Raw genomic sequence first — 21196 nt, forward strand, 5'->3', positions numbered from 1 at the left:
TCTGTGAAGTGCTTGACGGCGCTGCGGTTCACCGTCGCCGCTCACCTCCGCAACCGGCTGGCGTTGGTGCTGGCCATCACGTTCGTCCCCACGTGGATCCTCGTAGTACGCGCGTGTGCGTACGGCGCAACGCTGCACTTCCATGAACACGCCGCGGGCGGGATCATCGCCGCCAGCAACAATCGTGTGACGCAGGTCAACAGTGCCCTGAATGCGGTGACGGTGATCACCGGATTCATGATGTTCATGGAGGCGTTCAAGTCCGGTCCCCTCGACCGCCGTCTCGTCCTGGCCGGGTTCCCGCGCCGCTACCTGATGGCGGGCAGGGTCTTCGCTCTCGTTGTCGTCGCCGCCGTCCTCGCCGTGTACACGGCAGGACTCCTGGAGCTCTCGTGGCATCAAGACCAGTTCGGCGCGCTGGTTTTGGCTATCTTCGCGGCGAACACGGCGTACGGAGGGATCGGGCTCCTGCTGGCCACCCTACTCCGCGGCGAGCTCGAGGGCTTCTTCGTGATCATCATGCTCAGCCTTATGGACGCCGCACTGCAAAACCCCGGCATGAACCCCCTCGCCAACCAATGGGGCCTGCGATACGTACCGATGTACACCGCCTCCCAATCCGCCTACGCCGCCTCCTTCACTCACGTATGGCCAGGCAGCTACCTAGCCGGAGGCCTGGTCTGGTTCATAGGGTGTGCAGCAGGGGGCCTGCTGATCTTCGCGCTGCGAACCCATTCCTACCGCCGCTCTTCCACCCACGTGGGGCCACGGCAGACTCCCGCGAACAGGCGTCGCGACCCTGTCCGGCTTCGAGTGCGATAGCACCTCTCGTTCCATTTCGACCTGTAAGCGGTAGTTAGCCGGGAGGCGCTCTGCGTAGAGGGCTTTGCTGGTCTCCTCAACGACCTGACCGGCGTCGACGACATCGCCCTCAACACCCCCACCGACCGGACCACCTACACCCACGAAATCCTCCGACCGCCCTCCGCCACCCCCGACCGGGAAAATAACCTTCGTGAGTCTGCGGTGTGCACAGTGAGGTAGTGGCACCGTCGCGTTCGACGGCGGTTCGCGAGGCGTGCGGGCGTGTTCCCTTCTATGTGCCCTCAGGCCGAGGCGGAGGCATGGGGCTGCTATAGCGGGCGTGCGCGTTTCCCACTGGACGTAGCCGGCGCTGTAGTCCTTCATGGCTTGGACGCAGTCGCGGCCAGCCGGGTCGAGGTTGAGACGCGTACAGCCGCAATCCGCCGCCTCTCGCAGGACTGTGTCGCGGTGGCGTGCGAGCCCGGATCGGCCGACGGCCGCGAGATGACCGACGGACAGCATCGCGAAGCCGCCGCCAAACTGAGCCGCGTATGGGAGCGGATCGGGTTCGAACCCTTCCAGGACGGCGTACACATCCTGGACTGCCACCTGCAGCGGCCCCAGGACCTCCTTGCCGAACGCCAGGAGGAGTTCCACGCGCTGTGCCGCGCCTGGTGGGAGCCTCACCGGCCGTAGGGCCCACGAAGCACACCCCTGAACGTCAGCACCGATCGTTTGAGATCTGTCGCGGCAGGCTGGAGCCGTCCGAATTTCGAGCGTCCTGTCGAGGAGCTGCGGTTCCGGATGTTCGACGGCGGCAGTGGGCGCGTGATCGCCGTCAACGGCCGTGGTGGTGACGCCGGCATCAACGTACAGGTCACCACCGACGCCGGCCTTCGGAGAGATGCCGTGCGGTCGCAGCCACGGCCTCAGTGAGAGGCGAAATCAGTGAGGTGTGGACGATCACGTATTTCCCCAGGGCTGCGGTGCCGGGCGGGGTGAGTGGGCGTCTGTCCTGTGGCGGAAGGAAACTGTTCGACGGGCCGGGCCGGAACAGGCCATGATGCGCGCTCGTGACGGCGATGAAGCAGTTCGTGATCCCGGCCGCTGCCCGCAACAACGCCGAGTGGTGCGCGGCGATGAGCCGATCGCACGGCTTGACGGGCGAGTTCGGGGTGCAGGCGTGGGCCGTTTCGGCCCGGCCGCCGCTGTACTACCCCGACGCGGTGACGCTGGTGCCGGGGGCCGATGCGGCCGCGCTGGTGGACCGGATCGATACCGCCGGTGCCGGTGCCTGTGTCAAGGACAGTTTCGCCGACCTCGACCTGGCTGCCGCTGGCTTCAAGGTGCTGTTCGACGCGCAGTGGATCCACCGTCCGGCGAGCGCGCCGGTCACCTCACCGGATCCCGCCTGGGACGTGGTCAGCGACCGGGACATGTTGCGGGCCTGGGCCCTTGCCTGGGATGACGGGGACGGCAACGCGGACCTCTTCCGTCCCGAATTGCTCGATGACCCGGCCACGTCCGTGCTCGTCGGACACTCCGCTGACGGCCTGGTGGCCGCCGGGGCGGTGGCGAGCCGCAATGACCATGTGGTCGGAGTCTCCAACGTCTTCGCGGTGGAGGGCGGCGCTGACCGGGCCTGGCCGGTGGTGCTGGACGCAGTGCACCGGCTGTTCCCGACCCTGCCCGTAGTGGGCTATGCGCACGGCGCGGACCTGGATGCCGCTATCCGCCATGGCTTCGAGGCGGCCGGCGCGCTGCGGGTCTGGCTGCACGGGTAGTTGATCGCGGGTCAATTCCTGTTGCTGGGGTTCTTCGGGCGCTTGTCAGGGCGGTAGCTGGGGCCGTTCATGATGACCTGGTGGCTGGCGTTGATCAGCCGGTCCAGGAGCGACTCGGCGACGACCGGGTTGGGGAAAGCGTGGATACCAGTCGCTGGGCGCCCGGTTGCTGGTGATGATCAGGGATCGGCCTTGCCGCTCGGAGACGAGTTCGTAGAGGTCGTCGGCCTGCGGTGCGGTCAGCTGGCGCATGGCGAAGTCGTCGAGGGTGAGCACGTCGGGCCGGATGAGTTCGCGGAATGGCGATCCCGGACTTCGGGCTCTGTCAGTGGGGCTCTATACCGTTCGGCCATGGGATACACAGCAGATGAGCGTCTGGCGGCAAGTCCGGAAGAGAGCCGGTACTTGGGGGCGGTGTTCACACTGGGGGCGCAGGTGGGCACGCCTGCCGAGGATCCGGCGAGAGCCGTGTACGTCGTCGAGGTGACGGAGGTGAGCCCGATCCGGGTGCCGAGCGGCCGGCTCGTCGTCGCCTCGCCCTGGCCGGATGATTCCGACTGGGAGTTGCCCACCCCGGCTGGCCGGGAACTGAAGGACCGGATCCCTCCTGGCGTTCACCGGGTGCAGGTCTCCTGGACGGAAGCGCCGTACGAGTACAACGGCGAGCAGTTCGACGGTCGCGAGGAGGTCGCGGTCCGCCTGCTTGTCAGCGATGCCCCTGTGGCCTGCTGGGAGGCGGCCCTCGGTGTCGGTGAGAGCATCGAGCGAGTCGTCCCCGGTGAGCGGCCGATCTTTGACTCGGAGGAAAATATGGGGAGTTTCGCCGACGCCACCGCCTGGCCGTCGCTGACCGAGCCGTTCCGCCAGTTCTGGCTCGACGTCGATGCGGGCAAGCAGGATGCATCCCGGGCCACCGAGTCTTTGGACGAGTCGTTCGAGCGGGTGAGCGACGAGGCTCTCGAAGCCGACCTCGTGACGTTCCCGACCGGAGGAGGGACCATCGTATGGCTGGGGCGCACGGAGACCGGGAGCATCGCCTCGATCGTCACGACTGGACCGGCCTTCTTCCATAACGAGCCGATTACGTCCCGTGTGAGCCGGGCCTGCCGGACGCGGTCGTAGCCCACCCGGCGCACCGCGTCCTCCGCCGGGCCGACCGCAGACGTGTCCTTTGCCTCTTTTGCGGGCTCGCATCCTGACACGGCCCTGACTTCGGCATTCACTAGATCGCTGGCAGAACCAAATTCAAATAGCGCCATCACCCTTCGGGCGAGCTCCCTCGGTATCCGCTTCGGCACCGTGGGCGTCGTTCTCGAACCGCCAACTGCCGCTGCGCAGACGGGGATCGGCAAGCGCCTCGACACCGACCAGGCCATGGGGGACGAGACGCTGGAGTTCGAGGCGGGCCGGGTGATGGCGGAGGAGACCGCGGGACTGCTGGGAATTACCGGTACAGGACGATCGAGTTGATCGGGGTCAGGTTCAGGTACTCGCCGTAGCCGGGCCCCAGCACTTTGCTGCAGTCGCCGGTGTATCCGGTGCACAGCTTGACGTACGCGTCCTCGAACGGGCCGTTCTGGTTGTTCAGGACCCAGTGAAACCCTGCAAGAGAGGTATCTACGGCCGGGCCTCGTTCGGACTGCTACGGACCTGCATCCTCGGCAACGGCCCGTGAGACAGTCGGGCACGGCTGACCGGTCGTCACCGAGGAGAAGGATCCATGAGAGCGTTGCCGGCCATTACCGGCCGTGATGAGTTCGACGTCCTGGTCGTCAGGACCGATTACCACGATGACCAGGCGTGGCAGGACGTGATGGCGGCGTTGATGGAGCCCTGGGGGGACAGGCAGTACGAGGCACACGTCCACGTCATCGACAACCCAGCCTGGGCAGAAGCGACCGTTGACGAGGCGCTGAATGCGGTCTGCGCCGACCAGAACCTGGCCGTTGTCTTCCTCGCCGACCGAACAACCATGCAGGCCGAAAGCCACGCGCTGCTGGCGGTCACCACGCTGACGCGGGAGGAGTGCGTGGACGACGAGGACTACGAACAGTTGACCGAGTTCGGCCGTGAGTTCCGCACCGTCCCCGCGGGGGTCCACGACGTCCACGCAAACCTGAGCATCGGCAACCTGGGCTTCGAGGAGTACGCCGCATGGGCTCACGATGATCCCGAGGGGATCTACCGGTCCTTCTGAACAGGGCTCACGGAACTGCGGACGGAGCCATGCGCAGAGAGCTCCATCAGAGCAGCTCAACGCCCTGCTGCGCTGGGGGTGGGAGGACGCGGGTCGAGCCCCGGAGCTGACCACCATGGCAGGCAAGCTCAGTGGTTGCGGAACGATTCCCAGGGGTCGGGGAGGGGAGCGGTGGGGCCCTCGCCTTCGGCGGGCAGGCCGACGTAGGCGCGCAGGGCGGGGCGGGTGCCGGGGAGGCCGTACCGGGTGAACTGCTCGTGGAGGTCTGAGCCGAACGGCAGGGGTTGGAAGTCCGCGGCGGTCAGCAGCTCGGCCAGGACCCTCAGCAACTCCCGGCGTCCGCGGGAGAGCTCAGTGAACACCGGTACGGCGTCCGCGGGTTCGAACAGGGCTTCCAGCAGGTTCCCGGCACGGGCTGCCAGCGGGCAGGGCACGACCGCGGTCTCCTTGATACGGGGCAGGACGCGGACGATCTCCAGGAGGACCCCGTCCAGGTCCTCGGCGACGCCCATCAGGTGCAGCAGGCTGCGGACGGTGTAGCTGTGCAGGTCACCGTCGTGGTGGACGGTGGCGGGCTCGGGGGCGGACCTGGCGCCGAAGGCGGCCAGCTCGGCGGCGATGCGCTGCGCCGGCGGCAGGCTGGGTGCGGCGGCCGGGTGAGCGACCAGCACGCGGGTCAGGGCGGTGGCGGCGGCCCAGCGCGGCAAGGGGTACTCGTGATCGAGGTGGTGCCGGAGTCGGCCGTCCGGGTCGTGGTCGGCGAGCAGCCCGACCGCGACGAGGACCGTGGCGGCGCAGACGGGGTCCCGCTCACCGTCGAGACAGGCCAGCAACGCAGGCAGGGTGGAGTCGGCCTCCTCGGGGAACCAGCCCAGGAGGTACGCGGTCTTGGTGCGGATCTCCAGGTCGCGGTCGCTGAGCAGTGCGAGCAGGGCGGGAAGCTGGGCGCGGACCGCGTCGTAGGAGCGCAGTGCCCCCTCGCGGGAGTCGACGGGGTGCCCGGCCGCGCAGTACGCCCGTGCCTCACGCCAGCCCTTCAGCTGCTCCTCGTCGGTCTCGGCGACGATCTGCTCGTCATACCAGCGCAGGGTCTCTTCGGGGCTGATGGCTGCGGCGCGCCACGCGGCGGTGTCGATACCAAGCGGGAGGTCATATTCGTCGTGCCAGTCAACGGCCAGACGGGTCAGCAGCATGAGGGCGTCGACCCGGGCGTCGGCCGGGCCTGCGACAGCGATGCGGGCGAGGAACGGCACGGCGTACGGAGAGGCCGAGTACCGGGTGCCCTGGTGGAAGATGTTGCCGAACAGGCTGCGGAAGGCGCTCTCCCGGGTCTCCTCATCCGGCCCGTACACCGCCCGGAGCTGGCCGGGCACGTCCATGGCGCTGCCATAGGCGTGCCCCAGGACTGCCCAGTCAATGTCGTCCAGCCCTACCAGAAGATCATCCGATCGCTTCATGATCCGTATGCTCGCAGGCGGCACTGACACCGAACCCGCAGACGATCGATCGAGAGAACAAGCTGAGTGCCTGTAGCTGAAAGTCTGGTGGAGGCGTGCCGAGAGCTCCGCCGACGGGCTGTGCTGAAGGCCGCCGGAGTCCCGGGCAGCATCGTCACGACCATGCCTTCGGCCTCTCTGGCCGTTCCCTGACCTGAGCCCGTGGGTACGAGCGGCCGTACGTGCGGGGATCCGGCGGATCAGCTCCTCCCTCCCCGGGATACGCTCGCGCCCTTGCCTGGTCAATTTCTCGTTCCAGGCTTCTTGTTCCGACCTTCTTCCGGGGGAAATCATGGGGATATCCGTACGCCGGTCCGTGTCGCGGAGAGTGGCGAGTGCAGCCCTCGTGTGCGTGGTGCTCGGCGGAGGAGCGGGGGCCTGTGGGACGGGTGGCGAGAGTAGTTCCGGCAAGTCCGCGCAGACGTCGGCGCCGGCCCTGACGCCCTCCGAGGCCGTGGCGAAGGCCGCGGAGGACTCCGCCGACATCACGTCCCTCCGTTACCGGATCACCGGATCCGTGCCGGATCAGGGCCAGTTGACCGTCGACGCGGCCATGAGCACGGCGCCGCTGTCCATGACCATGGAACTGACCATGGCGGACCAGCGCGCGAAGGGCCCGCTGAGCATCCGGTTCGCTGGCAAGGCGATGTACGTCGGCGGTGGCGCCCTCGACATCCGGAAGTTGGGGAGATCCGCGAACCTGGACCCGGACAAGTTGAACGGCAAGAGCTGGCTCCGCATCGAGCCGGCGGCCTGGGGTCTCATCTCCGTGGACAACCAGTCCTACGGCGTACTGCCCCACCAGGTCGAGGGCAGCCCGATCGTCCAGTCCACGCTGCTGACCGGCGCCAAGAACGCGAAGAAGATCGGGGCCGAGACGATTCTCGGCGCCCGCACCACGCACTACCGCGGAACCGTCACCTTCGACGGATTGCGGGCCGCCCAGGATGCTGCCACCGACAAGGCCAGCCGGGAACGCCAGACCCGCAGCCTCGACCAGTTCATCGCGCTGGAGCTCGACAAGAACCTCATCATGGATCTGTGGATCGACGACGACGGGCGCACCAGGCAGTTCCGCATGCGGGGCGCCACCTACAAGATGCCCGTCAAAGCCGGCGAAGAGCCGACCGTGGGCGATCCCGTCGACATGACCGTCGCCTTCCTCCGGATCAATGAGCCGGTCACCGTCACAACCCCGTCCGCCGGGGACACCACGGACGTGGGCGCCCTGCTGGACGCGCAGACCGGCTGAGCTTGTCCTGCCGTCCAGGCGCCCCGGCGTCGGCGCCGAGGCCGGCACCGTCGGCACGGCGCATCGAGTGCGGCGCGGGGCTGGAGGTCGTGCTGCTGGCCGGACGGCGTTACCGAGGTGCGGCAGGTGCTGTTTCGTCAGCGCTGATGGCCTCCAATGCCGTGTCGTCGTCCCTTGGCTCTACGCAGCCGTCGGTAACCCAAAGGATTTTCAGGTACGCCTCGTTGCTCTGGTGATCGGGATCGGGGGTTGCCAAGGCAACCTCATTTCCAGCGCTGAGCCAGCGTGCGGTGTTCTTGAAGCTCTCTGTTGATGCCGCTTCAGTAGCGATCCGGCATTCGGGCCATAGCTGCACGGTGGTTGCGAAGGAAAACACGAGATCGACGTCGTCGAGCGGACGTACCTCGGACCCACGACGCATCGATCCGTTGTGGAAGATGGCAGACCACAACCGGCGCAGGCCTTCTGTTTGCCTCGTGAGTACGGAGTGCCGGCGCAGCCGTCCAGCCTCGCCTCCTTCGACGCCAGCACGCTCAGGCAGGCTGTCCCTTGCCCGAGCGCGGGCCTTGAGGATTTCGTCGAAGTACGCCAACGCCCCAAACTGCACCGTGCACACGCTGGAGGAGGTCCACAAGAGATGCTGCATTGCGCCCTCCATCGCCAGCGCAGAGGACTGCTGTTGTCGTTCATCGCGCACACCACCGGGCCGACCGCTCAAGCTGAAGGGGATCGCCTGAGCATGCTGCGGTGAATCATCGATGAGGACCGGCCAGGCTTTCCTTGCACCGGTAGGTGCTTCAGCAGCACGGCGTGCTTTCTGCATGAGCAGCTTGGCCTCATGCTGCAACTGCTGTGCGTCGCATAGCAGTTGCGCGGTGGCGCGGTGGTCCGCAGCAATCTGATCACGGGCCTCGTCCCGTGCGCGGTCGGCCTCCTCGCGCGCTGTGGTGATCAGTTCGTCGGCCGTGCTGCGGGCCTGGTCGAGGATCTGCCGCGCTTCGGCCCGGGCAGCGTCCATTGCCAGGCCGGCCTGCGTCCAGGTGTGCAGGAGCGAGGCCCACTTCTCCACGTCAAGCGGGACAGCATGCGAGGCGCCGGTCGCGCACAGATCCGCATCCGGCGTGACCTCGACGGTGGCCGGGTGGGCGGGTTCCTCCACCGCCGGACCTGATTCGATTTCCTCGAGCGCCTGCTCGGCGCCGGGGACGCCGTGTTCGGCAGCCACGCGCAGCCATCGCTTGGCAGCGACGTAGTTGTTGCGCCGGAGGTTCTCATGGCCCAGTGCGTACGCCTCGTGGCCGAGGATCGCGGCATCCGCCTGTGCCCGCAGCCGGGCACGCTCCTGCTCGCTGCGTCCCTTCAGCCGCTTCATGACCGCGGCGAAGCCGTCCGTTTTCTCGGCGGTACTCAGGTGGAGGGCCTCGTGCCGCTCACCGTCCTGGGGGGAGATGGGGTTCACCGGTGCGCCTCCTTCGCCGTGCTGACGATCTGGTAGCTCTCCATACGGGGTGACCGGCGTAGCTTGGACAACGCCGTCTTCAGGATCTTCTTCATGTTGTCGATGCCGACTTCCATGACCTCGGCGCAGTCCTTCACGGGAAGATCGGCCACGTACCGCAGGCCCAGGGCCTGCCGTTCACGCTCGGTCAGGTCTTGTAGAGCGGCGGCGAGGTCGACACGCCGCACGACATCGGCGAGGTCGTCGTGGTGGGAACCGTCGGCCGCGGCCTCTGCGAGGTCCTCGGCTTCGAGAGTCTCGACCCGTCCGTGGCGGCGAAGGTAGTCGTTGAGGCGACACCGTCCGATGCGGTAGAGCGTCGCCACCGGTTTGGGGTGCTCGGGATGCTCCGGCCACCACGCGAAGAACTCCTCACAGACCTGGCTGAGAAGCTCCCCGCCGTCGTCAGGGCCGGCCTTGCGGGCCAGGAACCTGAACAGCTGGTCCGCGTGCGTCTCGTAGAAGGTGGCGAGCATCGTCTCGTCGACCACCGGTGCGCCGACGATCGGCCTGTCGGCCTCGACTTGGTCGAGGCCGAGCAGCATGTCCGAGTGATTCTGCATGGTCACCGGCGCCGCCTCGCCGGTGCCGTACGACTGTCCCCTGTGAGGATTTCCCGCTCTTGACCGTGTCCGGTGCCGGTCAAGGACCACGCTTTGGCGCCACCACCGTGGTGCACGTGGACGTCCCTGCGACCACCGGCAACATCGGCCACCATCGCAGCCAACAGCTCCTGCTCCCGCACGCGGCGCTTCTCACGGGCCAACTGCACCCGCCTCCACTCCCGTGCCCCGACGGCGGCCACCGCTGCCAGGAGGGCGATCACCCCCTCGGGCGCTAGGATCTCCTGCACCTTTTCCACCGCCCTGTTCCTCGACCTCACTTGCCCCTGCACCCTGTTCATCGAGTGAACACCCCGGACCGGGTACCGACGAATCCAAGATCTTTTGCAGAGTGGTGCACCAGCTTTCGGCCTTGGTCAGCCGGCTGCGTTCACGTCGATCATCGCGGTCTGTTGGTTTTGCCCTCCGGTACGGCGTCGGCTTGCCCGGCGCCGCGTGCACCCGGTCACGGCAGCGGCCGGCCCCGATCAGATGGCCGACCGTCACGGCCCGGCCGCGGTGACGGAGCGGCAATGACTGCGGCGACCAGGCGGTATCCCGACGACTCGGATGAAAGGGCCTTGGCCAGGAAGGCCGGTGTCCCTGCGGCGGATGAGGAGGTACACGGTGCTGCCGACGCCGGTGGCGGCGACAGACACGGCGCCGACCGGGAAGGAGACAGGCCGATGAAGGTCACCGCGCCGGTCGCCATCACACAGCAGGTGATCTTCAGTGCGCAGCTGGCGGTCGCGGCGGCGGTCCGCCAGGAAGTTCTTGATTACCGCGCCCGTGTCCACGGCCTTGGCCATCGTCGACACCGAAGCCGCCGACTGGCTCACCGCCACGGCTTGGAGAGATCTGATCCGGGCCGAAGACGTCACGGGCCCCGGGAAGCAGTGGCATCCGGGGCCCCGCTCGGGGCGCCGCAGGACGGCACGGATCTACCGATGTCAGTGGGGGCTGCGACCATAGAAGCGGGGCGAAACCGCCCTCACGGGACAGCAGTTGACGATGGAGACAACGGCACCATGAGACTGGCACTGAGCTTGTTCTTTATGGTTTGAGTCGATTTCGTTCGATTATGCTCTCGGGCCGTTTCACGGTCTTGCCCACGTCGTAGCGGGTGGCGGACCGCTGGTTCTTCAAACCAAGTGGCCTTCCGGGGACCGGAGTTGAGGGATTGGGTGCACGGGCCGGACAGTGCAGGTGCGGGCGGAGGTTCCGAAACCCCCGGCGGACTCGGGCCGGGGTGAGCCGGCCAAGCTCGACGGGCTTCTCCCACGGCCGCCGTAAGTCGACGGCGGCCTCGCGGAGAAGGCGGATCTGGGTGTGGGCGGCGATGATCAGCCAGGTCCAGCGCTCGCCGGCCTCGGGGGTTCGCAGCTTCGGACGGGTCCACCCGAGGGTCTGTTTCATCAGCCTGAAGAGGTGCTCGATGTCGAACCTCCTCAGGAACGCCTGCCATCGCACGTCGACGGCCTCGCTGTTCAGGCCGGTGGCGGACGACCAGAGCCAGAGCGGGAGCGGGTCGCCTCCGCCAGGCAGGCGGTCGACCTCGAGGCGGATCAGCGTGCCTTCAATGATGGGGAGCTCGCCAGTGTGGTCGATCCAAGCGGAGCGGGTGGTCAGACGGGGGTGGATGCGGTTCCAGGCCATCGCCCGGGCGGTGCCGTACCGGTCGGTGACCTGCGTCGTGGCCGCGTCCGGATCGCCCCAGGTCTCCGGCTTGGCGAAGCGGAACTCCTTGCCGTGCTTCGGCGGCCGCCCGCCCTGGGGATAGGACAGGGCGTACTCCTTGAGCGAGGGCGTCGGCCGTCGCATGACGCGGTCGGAGCGCATCCTCCCCAGCACCTCGACCGGGAGACCGTCGAGGAGATAAGCCATGCGCGGGGCGTCGTAGCCGGCGTCGAAGACGATGAGGATGTCGCGGTCACCGACGTGCCAGCGGCCCATCTCGATCAAGTCCGTGACCACACGGCGGAGCTGGGTGGCGGTGACCTCGGCGACGTCGTCCTCGGGCCCGAGACGGACGGCATCCAGCAGCTGGCACCAGGACGTCCGGCCCGATTCGAGGGCGGCGACGAAGAAGTACGGCCAGCCGGGGATGAACTGGTCCGAGGACCGTCCGCTCCGGCCGTAGACGTGGCAGAACAGACGCTCCGCGCTGGTCGGCGCGTCGAGGCGGAGCCAGTTGCTGACGTCGACCGCCAGGACGAGGCGCCCGTCGGCGGCCCGCGGCATCGGCAGACCGGCCAGCACCTGCCGCAGCCGGGGCACGTCCACGTTCCCGCGGTTCAACGCCTCGTACATCGCGCCGTGCCCACGCCGGTGCTCGGCCACCAGCGTGAGGTCCACCGGCGAGGTCACCGGACCGTCCACGCACAGCAGCGCGTCGGCCAGCTCGAACAGTTCGTCCCCGCGTGCGGTCAGGCAGTCGAAGAAGTGGTCCCGGAAGCGTGACGCTTCGGCGAACGCTCCCCCTGGGACATCGAGGTGCGGCAAGCTCATCCCCACGGCCTTCGTTCTGGTTCGGTGCATTCCTTGGTCGGAGCACAGAATCGGACGGAGGCCGCCCCCACGTCTGATGAACTTCCGCGTGAGGGAGCCAGTTCGACGGACAATTCGACACTACGGAGCTCGGGAGCTCAGGCAACCAGCTCGAAGCCGCGGCTGAGCTGAAGGGAGCGGTAGTGAACGGGACGTGGTGGCTCACACAGGGCGACACCCGGATCGGCGAGCTACGGCAGTACGCAACTGATCAGCCAACGTTCCTCTGCCACTTCATCCCAGGGCCCGGATGGGAAGGGGTCCGTGTGCTGTTCGAGAGCTGGGCGACCCTGCACGGCCCAGACCCCGACGGCTCTCGAACCGCGCAGGCCATCAAGCCCATCATGGACCTCGGACTAACGTTGGTTCCCGAAGACGAAGGTCAGCCCATGGCGCTCTTCAAAGAGTGCATCGTCCGTATCGACGGTGACGTCGCCCGCGTGCGCTGCTGACCTCAACGAAGTCGCCGACCATAAAGAACAAGCTGAGCAGTGCGGCGGTCAGGTCAGCGGCGAGCCTGGTCGGGTCGGAGAATGGATCGGGCTCGCCTGGCGTACGGACCACCGGCTTGGGTGATCAACGGGCTGGAGGCTGCTTGCGCCTGCAGGGATCAGGTGCAAAGAAGAGCCCCGCCAGATCGTGGCGCCCTTTTTGGGCCTGATCTGGCGGGGCTCCTACAAAGCCACCGCTTCGCGCGCTCTGCGTGTTGCGGTTATTTCAGGACGCCACCGGTCACCGCTGCAGCAGCCATGCCCGGTGGGGAGTGGACCCGTCCCGGCCGCGCCTGCGATGCCCAGTCAGGCGTGCCCGCATGACGGTGATGGCCGCGAAGCCAACAAGCAGGGTCACGCACGTGGTCGAGACGACGATGCCGGACGAAACGCTGTCAACCATGAGGACTACCGAGATCGCCAGGATCAGGACGGCTGCCAGACCGCCCGTCAGGCGTGCGGTCCGATGTGATGCCCAGGGCCTTTGACGCATGGCTGGCGCCGGCTCGTCTTCCTCTTCCGTTCCCTCCTCGTTGTGCAGGTAGATGCTGCTGTCGTCGTCGGTGTCGGTCTCTGCCCGAGCTGCGATGCGGTCCATGTACGAAGCCCACTCACTCGTAGCAGGCTGCGGCGTCCCCTCGGAGCTGCGCTTGCGAGCGGGCTCGCGCAGCAGCTCGATCAGGGCCTCGTGAGCATTAGATGCCACGTCAGCCATCCTTCCTTGTCTTGTCCTCCAACCGGCACTGTGCCGGTCACGACGCAGAGGTTCCTCTGCGCGCCTGTGGGGGCGGGCCCCCTCCCAGGGCCACGGAGCTCAGGGCCTGAAGTGCTCCATGACCAAGGGGGGTGGCCCGCCTCAGCGGAGGTGGTCGAGCTCGTCCGGCGGCAGGGACTTCAGCCGTTCCTCGGCCCGCGCCAGCCGGGCCGAGACTGTGCCCCGGTCGATGCCCAGGCGCTCGGCGATCTCCTTGCGCCTCATGCCCTCGCCGTGCGTCATGAGCCACACCTGCCGCTCAGCATCGGGGAGGTGGCGCCGGAGGAAGGAATCGATGGCCCCGTTGAAGTCGACCTCCTCCATGGCGCAGGGACCGGGGTCGGGGAGGGGCAGAGCCTCGACGTCCTGCGGGCGCTCGCGGTTCTTGTGCTTGTCCCTCAGGAAGTCAGCCTTGATGAACTTGTAGCAGTTCATCAGGAGCGGCCAGGGCCTGCCGTACCGGAGGGGGACTCCCTTCCTCCTGGCCTTGTAGTACTTGACCTGCGTCTCCGCCCGCAGTTCGTGGACCTCTTGCTCGTCGAACCCGTCCTTGGTGATCCGCCGGCCCAGAGGCACATGCGTTTCCTCCAGCTCAGCGCTCACCTCCTCATGCGTGGGTACGACGGCGTCCTCAGGCTTCTCGCCCTCGGAGGGATCCGGCTGAGCCGGGATGATCGCCCTGCCGGATGCTCCCGGACCTCCGTCGGCGGACGCCGCCACGCTGGCGTCCTCGGACTCGGAGAGCTCCGTGACCGGCAGAGCGACTGCCTCGGGGGGCGACGCGTTGCCCATCCCGCGCTCACTGGGTCGTCCTGTCATTGCCTCTGACTCTTTTCTGCGAGGGGGTAGGCCCTGCTGCAGAAGGAGTCGGTCACCACGAGCCAGATGCGGGGGTTTCCCCACAAAACTTTCGAGGGGACGCACGAAGTCGGTACAGGCGGCTGCTCGGCACGGCAGAGAGGCCCTCAGCCCGACCAGCGGCTGAAGGCCTCTCAGGAACGTCAGGACAGCTACTTGGCGTGCAGCATCTTCCACACGAGCGTCGCCACCGCGACGCCCGCGCTGATGGCGACCCCCAACGCCGGGTTGCCGAGCGCAACCAGAGTCACAACCACGAACACCAGTACGACCACCAGAATGATTGCGCTCAGGCGCTTCTGACTCATTGTTCGGACTCCACGTCTCAGATGATCTTCACTGCGGGGCAGGCAGGGTGGGGGCGTCTCCGCTTCGCCGCCCATCACCTCTCTTGTAGGTGTGAGTCGCTCTGCGTCGGTCAGTTGGGGGAATGGCGCGGCCCCTGGGGGTGCCTGACGTGGTGTAGGCCCGTAGGACGAGCGTGAGCTCGCGCAATTGGTACAGCGTGGCCAGCGGGCAGGGTTGCGGACCAGCACCCGCCCACCCTGATCCCTCACACCAGATGGGGATCTTCCTCTCTCGTAGTCCGCCGGAAGCGGAGCAGAGCACCTGAAAGAATGTCAATAGCCCTAAAAGGCGAGCGAGTTGCACCAATGAGATCAGATCCGCCCCCGCGTACGCGAGGGGGAAAATCACCCAGCGGCGTCAACTCGACAGCGGGTAGCGTCCCGGGCCATGTACATCGATGTGAGCGCCGATGAGGCGTGGGAGCGGCTGCGGGCCAGCCGCTGGAAGCCACCGGGCAGGGCCAACAGCGGATCCCGCCGCAAGACCTACGCGGCCGCCCTGGAACAGACCGAGCAGATGTTCCGCGCCGCCGCCGTCGTGGGTCCCGCCACGCGCCCTCTCCAGGTCTTCTACGGTCTGAGCCAGGCCGGCCGCGCCATCGCGGCCGCCGCGGTGACCCTTAAGGGCGAGGACTGGAGGCTTGTCGCCCACGGGATCAAGGCCTCCGGATTCGACAAGCCCTTCCCCGACATCGAGATCCGCACCGACCCGCCCGGCACCCAGGGCAGCTTCGTCCGGGTCAGTGAAGTCCTCGACTCCCCGGTATGGGAGAAGGACGCGGCGCGCCTGGAAGACATGTGGGACCTGCTGCCCCCGAACATCAGCTACCCGCTCACCGGGCGGGAGCGGCCCACCCCGCTCTACGCCGCCGCGAGCAGCATCCACGACCAGGACCACCCCCTGCTGAGCGTCCCCGTGTGCGACATCCCCGACCGGGTCATTGATGCCGGCAGCCGCCAGGCCCTGGCTGACTTCCTCATCGCGTACCCGGCCATCGCCCGACACGAGAGCTACGTGACCCGCCGTCCACTGAGTTTCGGATTCGAAGCGCCTCCCGACTACACCCGCTACGACCACGGCGGCGGCGAACTGGTGGTCAACTGGGAGATGCCCCAGGGATCGGCAACCGCAGCCGAGCGCCTCGAGTACCTGCTGACCATGACCCGCCCCTACGCGGGCCAGCGGTACTTCCTGCCTGTCCTCGCTCCGATGTCTCGCGAACTGCACCCGCTGATGGCCTGGTGGGCCGTCCTGTACGCCCTGTCGATGCTCGCCCGCTACGAACCCGCGAGCTGGGTGACCAAGATCAGCGTTGACGACAACCCGCACGCGGTCTCGATCGAACGGCTCCTGGAACGCGCCCTCAGCCACCTGCCCGTTCTGATCGCGGACACCATCAGCGAGGTGAGCACCTGATCCAAAGACCGCACGGCCCAAAGCCTCTGGGACGGGGCTCGCCGGCGCTGTGCCGTCCTTTCACGGGCGCGTGCTGACGAAGCGTACGGCCGGTCCCCAGCCGGCCTTTACCGGTTCCATGCACCACTGGCAGAGCGGGCTGCCGCCAATGCCGTATCGGTGGGTCTTGCGCTGGCAGCCGGTGCAGGGGCCGACCTTGTCGCCGGGGCAGACCAGGGCCGAGGGGTCGGGTTCGGTGATCGGTGGGGGAGCGGGCATGGTGGTTCCTGTTCCGGACGGCGCGTACGAGCCGCTCAGGTGTCAGAGTAACGAGGCTCTTGGCACGGCTGTTCGAGCCACGCCCGGCGGCCGGGCGTGCTCGACGGGGCCAGGGCGGGGCCGACGGGCGGCGTATCGGGCCTGCGGTTGGCTAAGTCGATGATGTGGAGCTGGGTGCCGGGCTGGCAGTGGGTGCAGGCGCGCAGTCCGTCGGCCAGGAGGCGGCGGGCTTCGTCGCGGCTGATGGGGCGGCGGCGGGAGCCGATCATGTGGCAGGTCCCGGCGTGGACCTGGACGGGTGGCTTGCCGATGCCGATGCCGACCTCGACGACCCACTCCGGCGGCTGTGGCCGGTTCCTCCGGCCGTGTTCCTCTTCTGCCTCGCGGCGCTCGAGCCGGGCGATCTTCGCGTCGATGCGGTGCAGCCATAGGGCGTGCCACACCCGCAGGGTGCGCAGTCGGTCCAGGTCGAGGGGCAGATCATCGAACACATTTTTGATTCTATGCTCATGATCACGCCTCGTCCCTCGCGTGTTCGATTTTATGTTCGATAACGTGGTGGGGGAGGTGAGCACGATGAGCACGCAGTCAACGGCAGGCGGCGCGCAGGGCGTGGTGATGCACGTGCGCTGCCCGGACCGGCTGCCGGAAGAGACCTACCGGCAGGTCCTGGAGGAGCTGGCCGGGCTGTCGCCGGTGGTGCAGGCGCTGCCGCCGACCGCGGCTCTGGTGGATCTGCGCGGCGCCCTGCCGTACTACGGCGTCGACGCCCGACGGCTGGGGGAGGTGCTGCGGATCAGAACGATCTCCCGCCTGGGCGTCGACGTCCGCGTCGGCATCGGCCCCACCATCACCGTCGCCGCCACCGCCTCCGGCCAGATCCCCCGACCCGGCGGGGTCCTCGCGATCACCCCCGAGGAGGTCGCGGGCTGGCTCGGCCCGCTGCCCGTCGACGCCCTGCACGGCATTGGCCCACGGCAGGCCACGGTGCTGCGGGACTACGGCGTCCACTGCGTGGGCCTGCTCGCGGCACTGCCGCCCGCCACGGTGCAGCGCCTGCTGGGCGGAAAGGCCGGCCGCCTGGCCGCCGACCGGGCCCGCGGCATCGCCCGCCCCGTCGTACCCCGCGCGCTGCCCGCCACGGCGAGCGTGCGCTACCGCTTCGATGAGCACACCCTGGACGGCGCCGTCGTCCGCGCCGCCCTGCTCGAGCTAGTGGTCCGGCTCGGCACCCGGCTGCGAGGCCGCGACCAGGCCGCCCGCGCCCTGACCCTGTCCCTGACGTTCGCCGGCGGCGGCAGCTGGGACAAGACCCGCCGATTGACAGCCCCTTCCGCCCACGAGGACGACCTGCGCCAGCTCGCCTACCAGTTGATGGACGCCGCCGGTCTGCAGCGCGGCCTCCTCACCGGCCTGGTCCTGAAAGCCGAGGACCTCCTCGACGCCGACCAGGCGCCCCGGCAACTGTCCCTCGACGACGCCCGAGAAGCCCGCCTCGCCACGGAAGGCGCCGTCGACCGGATCCGCGACAAGTTCGGGACCAGAGTCATCGGCCCCGCCGCCGTCTTCCGCCGCGCCTCATAACCCCACGCCAACCTGCTCCCGCTGGAGGTAGACCCGTGCTGTTGGACCCGCCAGGACCGCGCGGCGCACCTCAGGGGTTGCCGCACTGGCCCTACGTCCAGGCCGTCGACGACGCCCTCACCCATCGGGGTATCCCGCCAGGCACCGTCGGGCCAGCCACCACGGCATGGAGCGCGGCCTGACCACCTACATGACCCTCGCCTGGGACGTCTCCCGCACCAGCGGCCAAGGCGGCATCCGCCTCGACTGGGAGGAACGCCAGGGCTGGTACTACGCCCTGACCGGCCTGAACGCGTACGACGTGCTGCTTTACACCGTGGTCACGGCCCTGCGCGCACCCGTGGCGGACCCGGAGCGGGTGGCGGACGTGGCGGAGGAACTGGTGCGCTTTCGCCGGCTGCCGGATGTGGAGTACCGGGAGGAGTGGGAGGGCGCGCGGGAGGTGCGGGCCGCCGCGGACGACTCCCGCCGCGGCCGCCTGGGTCTCGGTCCCTTCCGGCTACGAGAGGACGGCACCGGCTCCGAGAGTGGGAGCGGGCCGGGTGTGCAGTTGACGATCGACACCCAGGCCGACACCTACGAGCAGGCGGCTGCGGCGCTGCGGGCCGCGTACGGAAGGCCGCGCCCGTAGCCGCGTCCGCAGGCGTCACAGCGGGTAGGTCCCGGGGATGGCGAAGAAGAAGAGGACGAAGTCTGGCCCCTTAGCCGGGCCGGCCCGGCTGACACGCGAGCAGCTGTTGGACGGCGTACCCGGACCTGACGGAGTGTGGATCGGGGCCGCGGTGCCGGGGGAGGCCGGTACCGTGACCGCGCTGCTGAAGACAGCCGCCGACGACCTGGAGACCGGTCACCTTGAGGCGCTCGCCCGAGGAGCGTGCGGGACATGGCTGCTGGACGCTCTCGATGGCGCTGACCTGGGTGAACTGCTCGTGCGGGCAGCGACAGGTGGGGAACTTCAGCGGGCGGCGGGCGAACTGTCTCTGCCGCTGGTCGCGAGGGACAGCGAGAGCAACGTCGTCGGCGCGCTGCTTGGCGTTCCCTCGGGAACGGTCATCTCCGGGCTCGCCCGGCTGCCCGGCAGCCGGCAGGCCGTCCTGCTGTCGATGCTGGCGTACGCGAAGATCAAAGCGGTAGCCGTGTCCGAGGACGCCCGCCGACGTGGGATCGGGGCGGCACTGCTCGCGCGGTGCGTGCAGGTGTACTGGCAGCTGGACTACACGCTGCTGTTCGGCGAGTTCGACACCGAGCGGGACCTCGGGCCGTACTACACGAGGCAGGGCTTCAGCGTGCTGCAACCCGGGCAGGGCATCGAGGTCGGCACCCTGCTCACAGGCAACCCGCTTCATCTCGGAGCAGGGCCGGGCCTGACCTTCTTCCACCGATGGCGGCCGCAGGCGGTGTAACGGGGGCGTGAGGGCCGCCCGGCGGTCTCAGCCCGAAGGCTCGTTGGGCGGCTTCAGATCAGAAAGGGAGGGCTGGGGTGCCGAAGCGGTCGGTCCACGTTCTTCATCAGGGGCATCACCCGTTCATGGGTGTCTCCTGCACGGTCGAGCACCCTGACTTCCACGAAGAGGTCCTGGACCTCCTGCATCGCCCTCTCTGAGAGCCAGCCGATGCCGGTCAGGCGGTCCGCACTGATGAAGGCTCCGCGTCCCAAGTGCCTGAAGTCGAAGTGCTCGCCCTTCGCCAGCTGCCGGGTCTCGATGGCCGCCACCGTTTCCTCCTGGGACAGCCAGCGTCCGGGGTTGGCCGACCCGGCAGCGATCGCGACCGGGCTGAACACGATCCAGTACGCGACGTTCTTGATCACCGCCACGTCCTGTGATCCGTTGACGAGCTGGAACGCCCACACCAGCCCGCCCGCCGGGGCATGGTCGTACACGCCACCGACTGAACTGAGCGACGGCCTGACCGTCTGCGCGTACTGAGCGCGGGCGAGCGCGGCCCCTCCCGTCCCCAGCACCGCCGTCAAAGCGCTGCCGGTGTCCAGCAGGCGGAGCCTCCAGGGCCATGACCGTGCGACATGACCGGGAAGGTTCTCCTTGATCAAGCAGAAGACCAGAAGGACGACCGCGACGGCGGTCAGGACCCACAACAGCCGCGAAAACAACCAGCTCCGGTTCACCACACGCTGCTCCGTCTCCACCGATCCCTCCACTGTTTGCTCCGGCATGCCCGGTCCGTGTCCGGTTCCTAAGACGACCGCTGACACGATCCGGTTTTCCAACGGAGAGTCAGGGATGCTGGGGGCACGGGGGCGCTGGCTGTGTGAGGGCGACGGTCACCCTTCCTTCCGGTTGGCTGCTGCCCCTAGTCCTAGGTACTGGCGGCAAGTGTCAGGTCTTGGCTCGGAGAGGGGAGGAGGGGCCGGAGACCAGGGCGTGTGCGCTCAGCGCGTCGGCACTGTCACAGGCGATCGCCAGGCGAATCAAATCGATCACGCATGCCGTTGGGTCACGGCTCATTCGCAACAACCTGATTGTGATGAGTGTCAATCCGGTCAGCCCGCCGGGGTAACACAACCCGCAACGTGCAATTGCGAGATCGCATGAAATTGCACGCCCGCGCACCACACGGCGCCGTCACACCACGCACAAGCGCTCTGAAGCCTCCCACCCCCTGCCACGAGCGCTCAGACTTATGGGCGACCACATGCACCCCACGTCCATGCCCACGCCCCATTGACCTGGGCGGAGCGCGGGGCCCCCTCGCGCAGCGACAGCACCGGCACCCTGGCGTTCCTGGACCGGGAGATTCTCGAGGTCCTCGGGGGAGCGCCGGCCATCGGGATGGGCGCTGCAGAAACCGCGTGACGGCCGCGGCCCGGCCTGCTCCGTCTGCATACGCCGGACTGCGATGAAGCCCGGCGCACCAATCCTGGACCTCAGTCACGCCTTGGACACTGCGGAGCATCCCGGCACTCGGCCGTGTGTGCTGTGCGGCTGCGAGCTGGAACTCATGCCCCTGCTCGAAGGGTTCGGCCACATCGGCCGCCTCGAGACCGGCGACTCCTGACCCGCGGCGGTTTCGGGGACCGGCCTGCCTGTCTTGTGGCGGGCGACTTTCGGGTCAGTTTCTCGATCCTGCGCTGAACGGGGGCGTTGGCGACCCGGCGTGGTCGCTGGGGACGGCCTGGACGTGGATGACGGCCGGTCAGGGGGTGGTGTTGGTAGGGGCTGTGCGCGGTGTCGTGTGAGGGCCGGGTTCTGGGCGTGGGGGCTGGGGGCGGTGGTGCCAGGCGGCGAAGAGGCTGGCCAGGGCGGTGGTGTAGCCGGCGAGTGTCTGCGGGGAGATGTGCGCGACCAGG

The 21196-nt window shown here is 68.1% G+C and carries 23 protein-coding genes and 1 pseudogene; 12 read left to right on the top strand and 12 right to left on the bottom strand.

From position 1 onward, the window contains the following. Positions 1 to 12: 12 nt before the first annotated feature. The 3 genes from D1369_RS42090 to D1369_RS42100 all read left to right on the top strand — a co-directional run bounded on the left by D1369_RS42090 (position 13) and on the right by D1369_RS42100 (position 2588). Positions 13 to 822, top strand: coding sequence for a hypothetical protein (locus tag D1369_RS42090; RefSeq protein ID WP_158680086.1), 810 nt, complete (start codon positions 13 to 15; stop codon positions 820 to 822). A gap of 486 nt (positions 823 to 1308) precedes the next feature. Next, positions 1309 to 1500 carry a hypothetical protein gene (locus tag D1369_RS42095; RefSeq protein ID WP_240436153.1) on the top strand — a complete coding sequence of 64 codons (192 nt, stop codon included), beginning with the start codon at positions 1309 to 1311 and terminating at the stop codon, positions 1498 to 1500. A 377-nt stretch (positions 1501 to 1877) separates the two neighbouring features. Beyond that, entirely contained in the window at positions 1878 to 2588 is a 711-nt protein-coding gene (locus D1369_RS42100; RefSeq protein WP_007379158.1) for a hypothetical protein, read from the top strand. Positions 2589 to 2633: 45 nt separating this feature from the next. On the opposite strand, the gene D1369_RS42105 is transcribed toward D1369_RS42100, so the two are convergent. Next, positions 2634 to 2840: a hypothetical protein gene (locus D1369_RS42105; protein ID WP_272920835.1), complete on the bottom strand. Its 207-nt coding sequence runs from the start codon at positions 2838 to 2840 to the stop codon at positions 2634 to 2636. Positions 2841 to 2939: 99 nt separating this feature from the next. Between D1369_RS42105 and D1369_RS42110 the strand changes: the two genes are divergently transcribed. From D1369_RS42110 to D1369_RS42120, 3 genes and pseudogenes are all read left to right on the top strand, one after another. Further along, entirely contained in the window at positions 2940 to 3710 is a 771-nt protein-coding gene (locus D1369_RS42110; RefSeq protein ID WP_082319328.1) for a DUF4241 domain-containing protein, read from the top strand. A 234-nt stretch (positions 3711 to 3944) separates the two neighbouring features. After that, positions 3945 to 4058 (top strand): annotated as a pseudogene (locus tag D1369_RS42115) (DUF5063 domain-containing protein); the annotation flags it as partial. A 250-nt stretch (positions 4059 to 4308) separates the two neighbouring features. Continuing rightward, on the top strand, positions 4309 to 4785 hold the full coding sequence (locus D1369_RS42120) for a hypothetical protein (protein WP_007379156.1): 477 nt from the start codon (positions 4309 to 4311) through the stop codon (positions 4783 to 4785). 128 nt (positions 4786 to 4913) lie between these two features. On the opposite strand, the gene D1369_RS42125 is transcribed toward D1369_RS42120, so the two are convergent. Further along, positions 4914 to 6242: a hypothetical protein gene (locus D1369_RS42125; RefSeq protein ID WP_158680084.1), complete on the bottom strand. Its 1329-nt coding sequence runs from the start codon at positions 6240 to 6242 to the stop codon at positions 4914 to 4916. Positions 6243 to 6609: 367 nt separating this feature from the next. Here D1369_RS42125 and D1369_RS42130 point away from each other — a divergent pair, with 367 nt between their 5' ends. After that, entirely contained in the window at positions 6610 to 7533 is a 924-nt protein-coding gene (locus D1369_RS42130; RefSeq protein ID WP_240436154.1) for a hypothetical protein, read from the top strand. Between the two features lie 109 nt (positions 7534 to 7642). Here the strand turns inward: D1369_RS42130 and D1369_RS42135 are convergent, their stop codons facing one another. From D1369_RS42135 to D1369_RS42155, 4 genes are all read right to left on the bottom strand, one after another. Further along, the gene (locus D1369_RS42135; RefSeq protein ID WP_007379153.1) at positions 7643 to 8992 is read right to left on the bottom strand and encodes a hypothetical protein; all 1350 of its coding nucleotides are present in this window, start codon (positions 8990 to 8992) and stop codon (positions 7643 to 7645) included. Next, positions 8989 to 9594 carry a sigma-70 family RNA polymerase sigma factor gene (locus D1369_RS42140; protein ID WP_237557732.1) on the bottom strand — a complete coding sequence of 202 codons (606 nt, stop codon included), beginning with the start codon at positions 9592 to 9594 and terminating at the stop codon, positions 8989 to 8991. The genes D1369_RS42135 and D1369_RS42140 overlap by 4 nt, the downstream gene beginning before the upstream one ends. 542 nt (positions 9595 to 10136) lie before the next feature. After that, positions 10137 to 10442 (bottom strand): hypothetical protein, encoded by a 306-nt coding sequence (locus D1369_RS42150; RefSeq protein ID WP_158680082.1) that lies wholly within the window; start codon positions 10440 to 10442, stop codon positions 10137 to 10139. 244 nt (positions 10443 to 10686) lie between these two features. Then, positions 10687 to 12141, bottom strand: coding sequence for an NF041680 family putative transposase (locus D1369_RS42155; RefSeq protein WP_037898520.1), 1455 nt, complete (start codon positions 12139 to 12141; stop codon positions 10687 to 10689). Between the two features lie 305 nt (positions 12142 to 12446). Between D1369_RS42155 and D1369_RS44385 the strand changes: the two genes are divergently transcribed. Next, positions 12447 to 12632 carry a hypothetical protein gene (locus D1369_RS44385; protein ID WP_237557567.1) on the top strand — a complete coding sequence of 62 codons (186 nt, stop codon included), beginning with the start codon at positions 12447 to 12449 and terminating at the stop codon, positions 12630 to 12632. A gap of 280 nt (positions 12633 to 12912) precedes the next feature. On the opposite strand, the gene D1369_RS42165 is transcribed toward D1369_RS44385, so the two are convergent. From D1369_RS42165 to D1369_RS43335, 3 genes are all read right to left on the bottom strand, one after another. After that, entirely contained in the window at positions 12913 to 13386 is a 474-nt protein-coding gene (locus D1369_RS42165; RefSeq protein WP_007379147.1) for a hypothetical protein, read from the bottom strand. 141 nt (positions 13387 to 13527) lie between these two features. Continuing rightward, positions 13528 to 14244 carry a sigma-70 family RNA polymerase sigma factor gene (locus tag D1369_RS42170; protein ID WP_082319327.1) on the bottom strand — a complete coding sequence of 239 codons (717 nt, stop codon included), beginning with the start codon at positions 14242 to 14244 and terminating at the stop codon, positions 13528 to 13530. A gap of 191 nt (positions 14245 to 14435) precedes the next feature. Next, positions 14436 to 14591, bottom strand: a complete 156-nt coding sequence (locus D1369_RS43335; RefSeq protein WP_158680080.1) for a hypothetical protein — start codon at positions 14589 to 14591, stop codon at positions 14436 to 14438. A gap of 427 nt (positions 14592 to 15018) precedes the next feature. On the opposite strand from D1369_RS43335, the gene D1369_RS42175 reads away from it, so the two are divergent. Beyond that, a complete protein-coding gene (locus D1369_RS42175; RefSeq protein WP_007379144.1) occupies positions 15019 to 16047 on the top strand; it encodes a YaaC family protein in 1029 nt (342 codons plus the stop codon). 60 nt (positions 16048 to 16107) lie between these two features. On the opposite strand, the gene D1369_RS42180 is transcribed toward D1369_RS42175, so the two are convergent. Further along, on the bottom strand, positions 16108 to 16305 hold the full coding sequence (locus D1369_RS42180) for a hypothetical protein (protein WP_007379143.1): 198 nt from the start codon (positions 16303 to 16305) through the stop codon (positions 16108 to 16110). A 35-nt stretch (positions 16306 to 16340) separates the two neighbouring features. Beyond that, positions 16341 to 16796, bottom strand: coding sequence for a DUF6233 domain-containing protein (locus tag D1369_RS42185; protein WP_240436155.1), 456 nt, complete (start codon positions 16794 to 16796; stop codon positions 16341 to 16343). Positions 16797 to 16881: 85 nt separating this feature from the next. Between D1369_RS42185 and D1369_RS42190 the strand changes: the two genes are divergently transcribed. The 3 genes from D1369_RS42190 to D1369_RS42200 all read left to right on the top strand — a co-directional run bounded on the left by D1369_RS42190 (position 16882) and on the right by D1369_RS42200 (position 19292). After that, positions 16882 to 17889, top strand: a complete 1008-nt coding sequence (locus D1369_RS42190; RefSeq protein WP_118083089.1) for a hypothetical protein — start codon at positions 16882 to 16884, stop codon at positions 17887 to 17889. Positions 17890 to 18055: 166 nt separating this feature from the next. Then, positions 18056 to 18520: a DUF6292 family protein gene (locus tag D1369_RS42195; protein WP_007379140.1), complete on the top strand. Its 465-nt coding sequence runs from the start codon at positions 18056 to 18058 to the stop codon at positions 18518 to 18520. A gap of 172 nt (positions 18521 to 18692) precedes the next feature. Then, positions 18693 to 19292: a GNAT family N-acetyltransferase gene (locus D1369_RS42200; protein WP_240436156.1), complete on the top strand. Its 600-nt coding sequence runs from the start codon at positions 18693 to 18695 to the stop codon at positions 19290 to 19292. Between the two features lie 53 nt (positions 19293 to 19345). Here the strand turns inward: D1369_RS42200 and D1369_RS42205 are convergent, their stop codons facing one another. After that, complete coding sequence (locus D1369_RS42205) at positions 19346 to 20035, bottom strand: hypothetical protein (RefSeq protein WP_037898519.1); 690 nt, start codon at positions 20033 to 20035, stop codon at positions 19346 to 19348. Positions 20036 to 21196 lie beyond the last annotated feature (1161 nt).

The sequence above is a fragment of the Streptomyces sp. CC0208 genome, from assembly GCF_003443735.1.
Classification (GTDB): Bacteria; Actinomycetota; Actinomycetes; order Streptomycetales; family Streptomycetaceae; genus Streptomyces; species Streptomyces sviceus.

Excerpts from the sequence above, each read along its gene's own strand:
- D1369_RS42095 (WP_240436153.1), top strand. The coding sequence starts at position 1,309 with ATGACCGACGGACAGCATCGCGAAGCCGCCGCCAAACTGAGCCGCGTA.
- D1369_RS42105 (WP_272920835.1), bottom strand. The coding sequence starts at position 2,840 with ATGCGCCAGCTGACCGCACCGCAGGCCGACGACCTCTACGAACTCGTC.
- D1369_RS42110 (WP_082319328.1), top strand. The coding sequence starts at position 2,940 with ATGGGATACACAGCAGATGAGCGTCTGGCGGCAAGTCCGGAAGAGAGC.
- D1369_RS42120 (WP_007379156.1), top strand. The coding sequence starts at position 4,309 with ATGAGAGCGTTGCCGGCCATTACCGGCCGTGATGAGTTCGACGTCCTG.
- D1369_RS42125 (WP_158680084.1), bottom strand. The coding sequence starts at position 6,242 with ATGAAGCGATCGGATGATCTTCTGGTAGGGCTGGACGACATTGACTGG.
- D1369_RS42140 (WP_237557732.1), bottom strand. The coding sequence starts at position 9,594 with ATGCAGAATCACTCGGACATGCTGCTCGGCCTCGACCAAGTCGAGGCC.
- D1369_RS42150 (WP_158680082.1), bottom strand. The coding sequence starts at position 10,442 with ATGGCCAAGGCCGTGGACACGGGCGCGGTAATCAAGAACTTCCTGGCG.
- D1369_RS42155 (WP_037898520.1), bottom strand. The coding sequence starts at position 12,141 with ATGAGCTTGCCGCACCTCGATGTCCCAGGGGGAGCGTTCGCCGAAGCG.
- D1369_RS42165 (WP_007379147.1), bottom strand. The coding sequence starts at position 13,386 with ATGGCTGACGTGGCATCTAATGCTCACGAGGCCCTGATCGAGCTGCTG.
- D1369_RS42170 (WP_082319327.1), bottom strand. The coding sequence starts at position 14,244 with ATGACAGGACGACCCAGTGAGCGCGGGATGGGCAACGCGTCGCCCCCC.
- D1369_RS43335 (WP_158680080.1), bottom strand. The coding sequence starts at position 14,591 with ATGAGTCAGAAGCGCCTGAGCGCAATCATTCTGGTGGTCGTACTGGTG.
- D1369_RS42175 (WP_007379144.1), top strand. The coding sequence starts at position 15,019 with ATGTACATCGATGTGAGCGCCGATGAGGCGTGGGAGCGGCTGCGGGCC.
- D1369_RS42180 (WP_007379143.1), bottom strand. The coding sequence starts at position 16,305 with ATGCCCGCTCCCCCACCGATCACCGAACCCGACCCCTCGGCCCTGGTC.
- D1369_RS42190 (WP_118083089.1), top strand. The coding sequence starts at position 16,882 with ATGAGCACGCAGTCAACGGCAGGCGGCGCGCAGGGCGTGGTGATGCAC.
- D1369_RS42195 (WP_007379140.1), top strand. The coding sequence starts at position 18,056 with ATGGAGCGCGGCCTGACCACCTACATGACCCTCGCCTGGGACGTCTCC.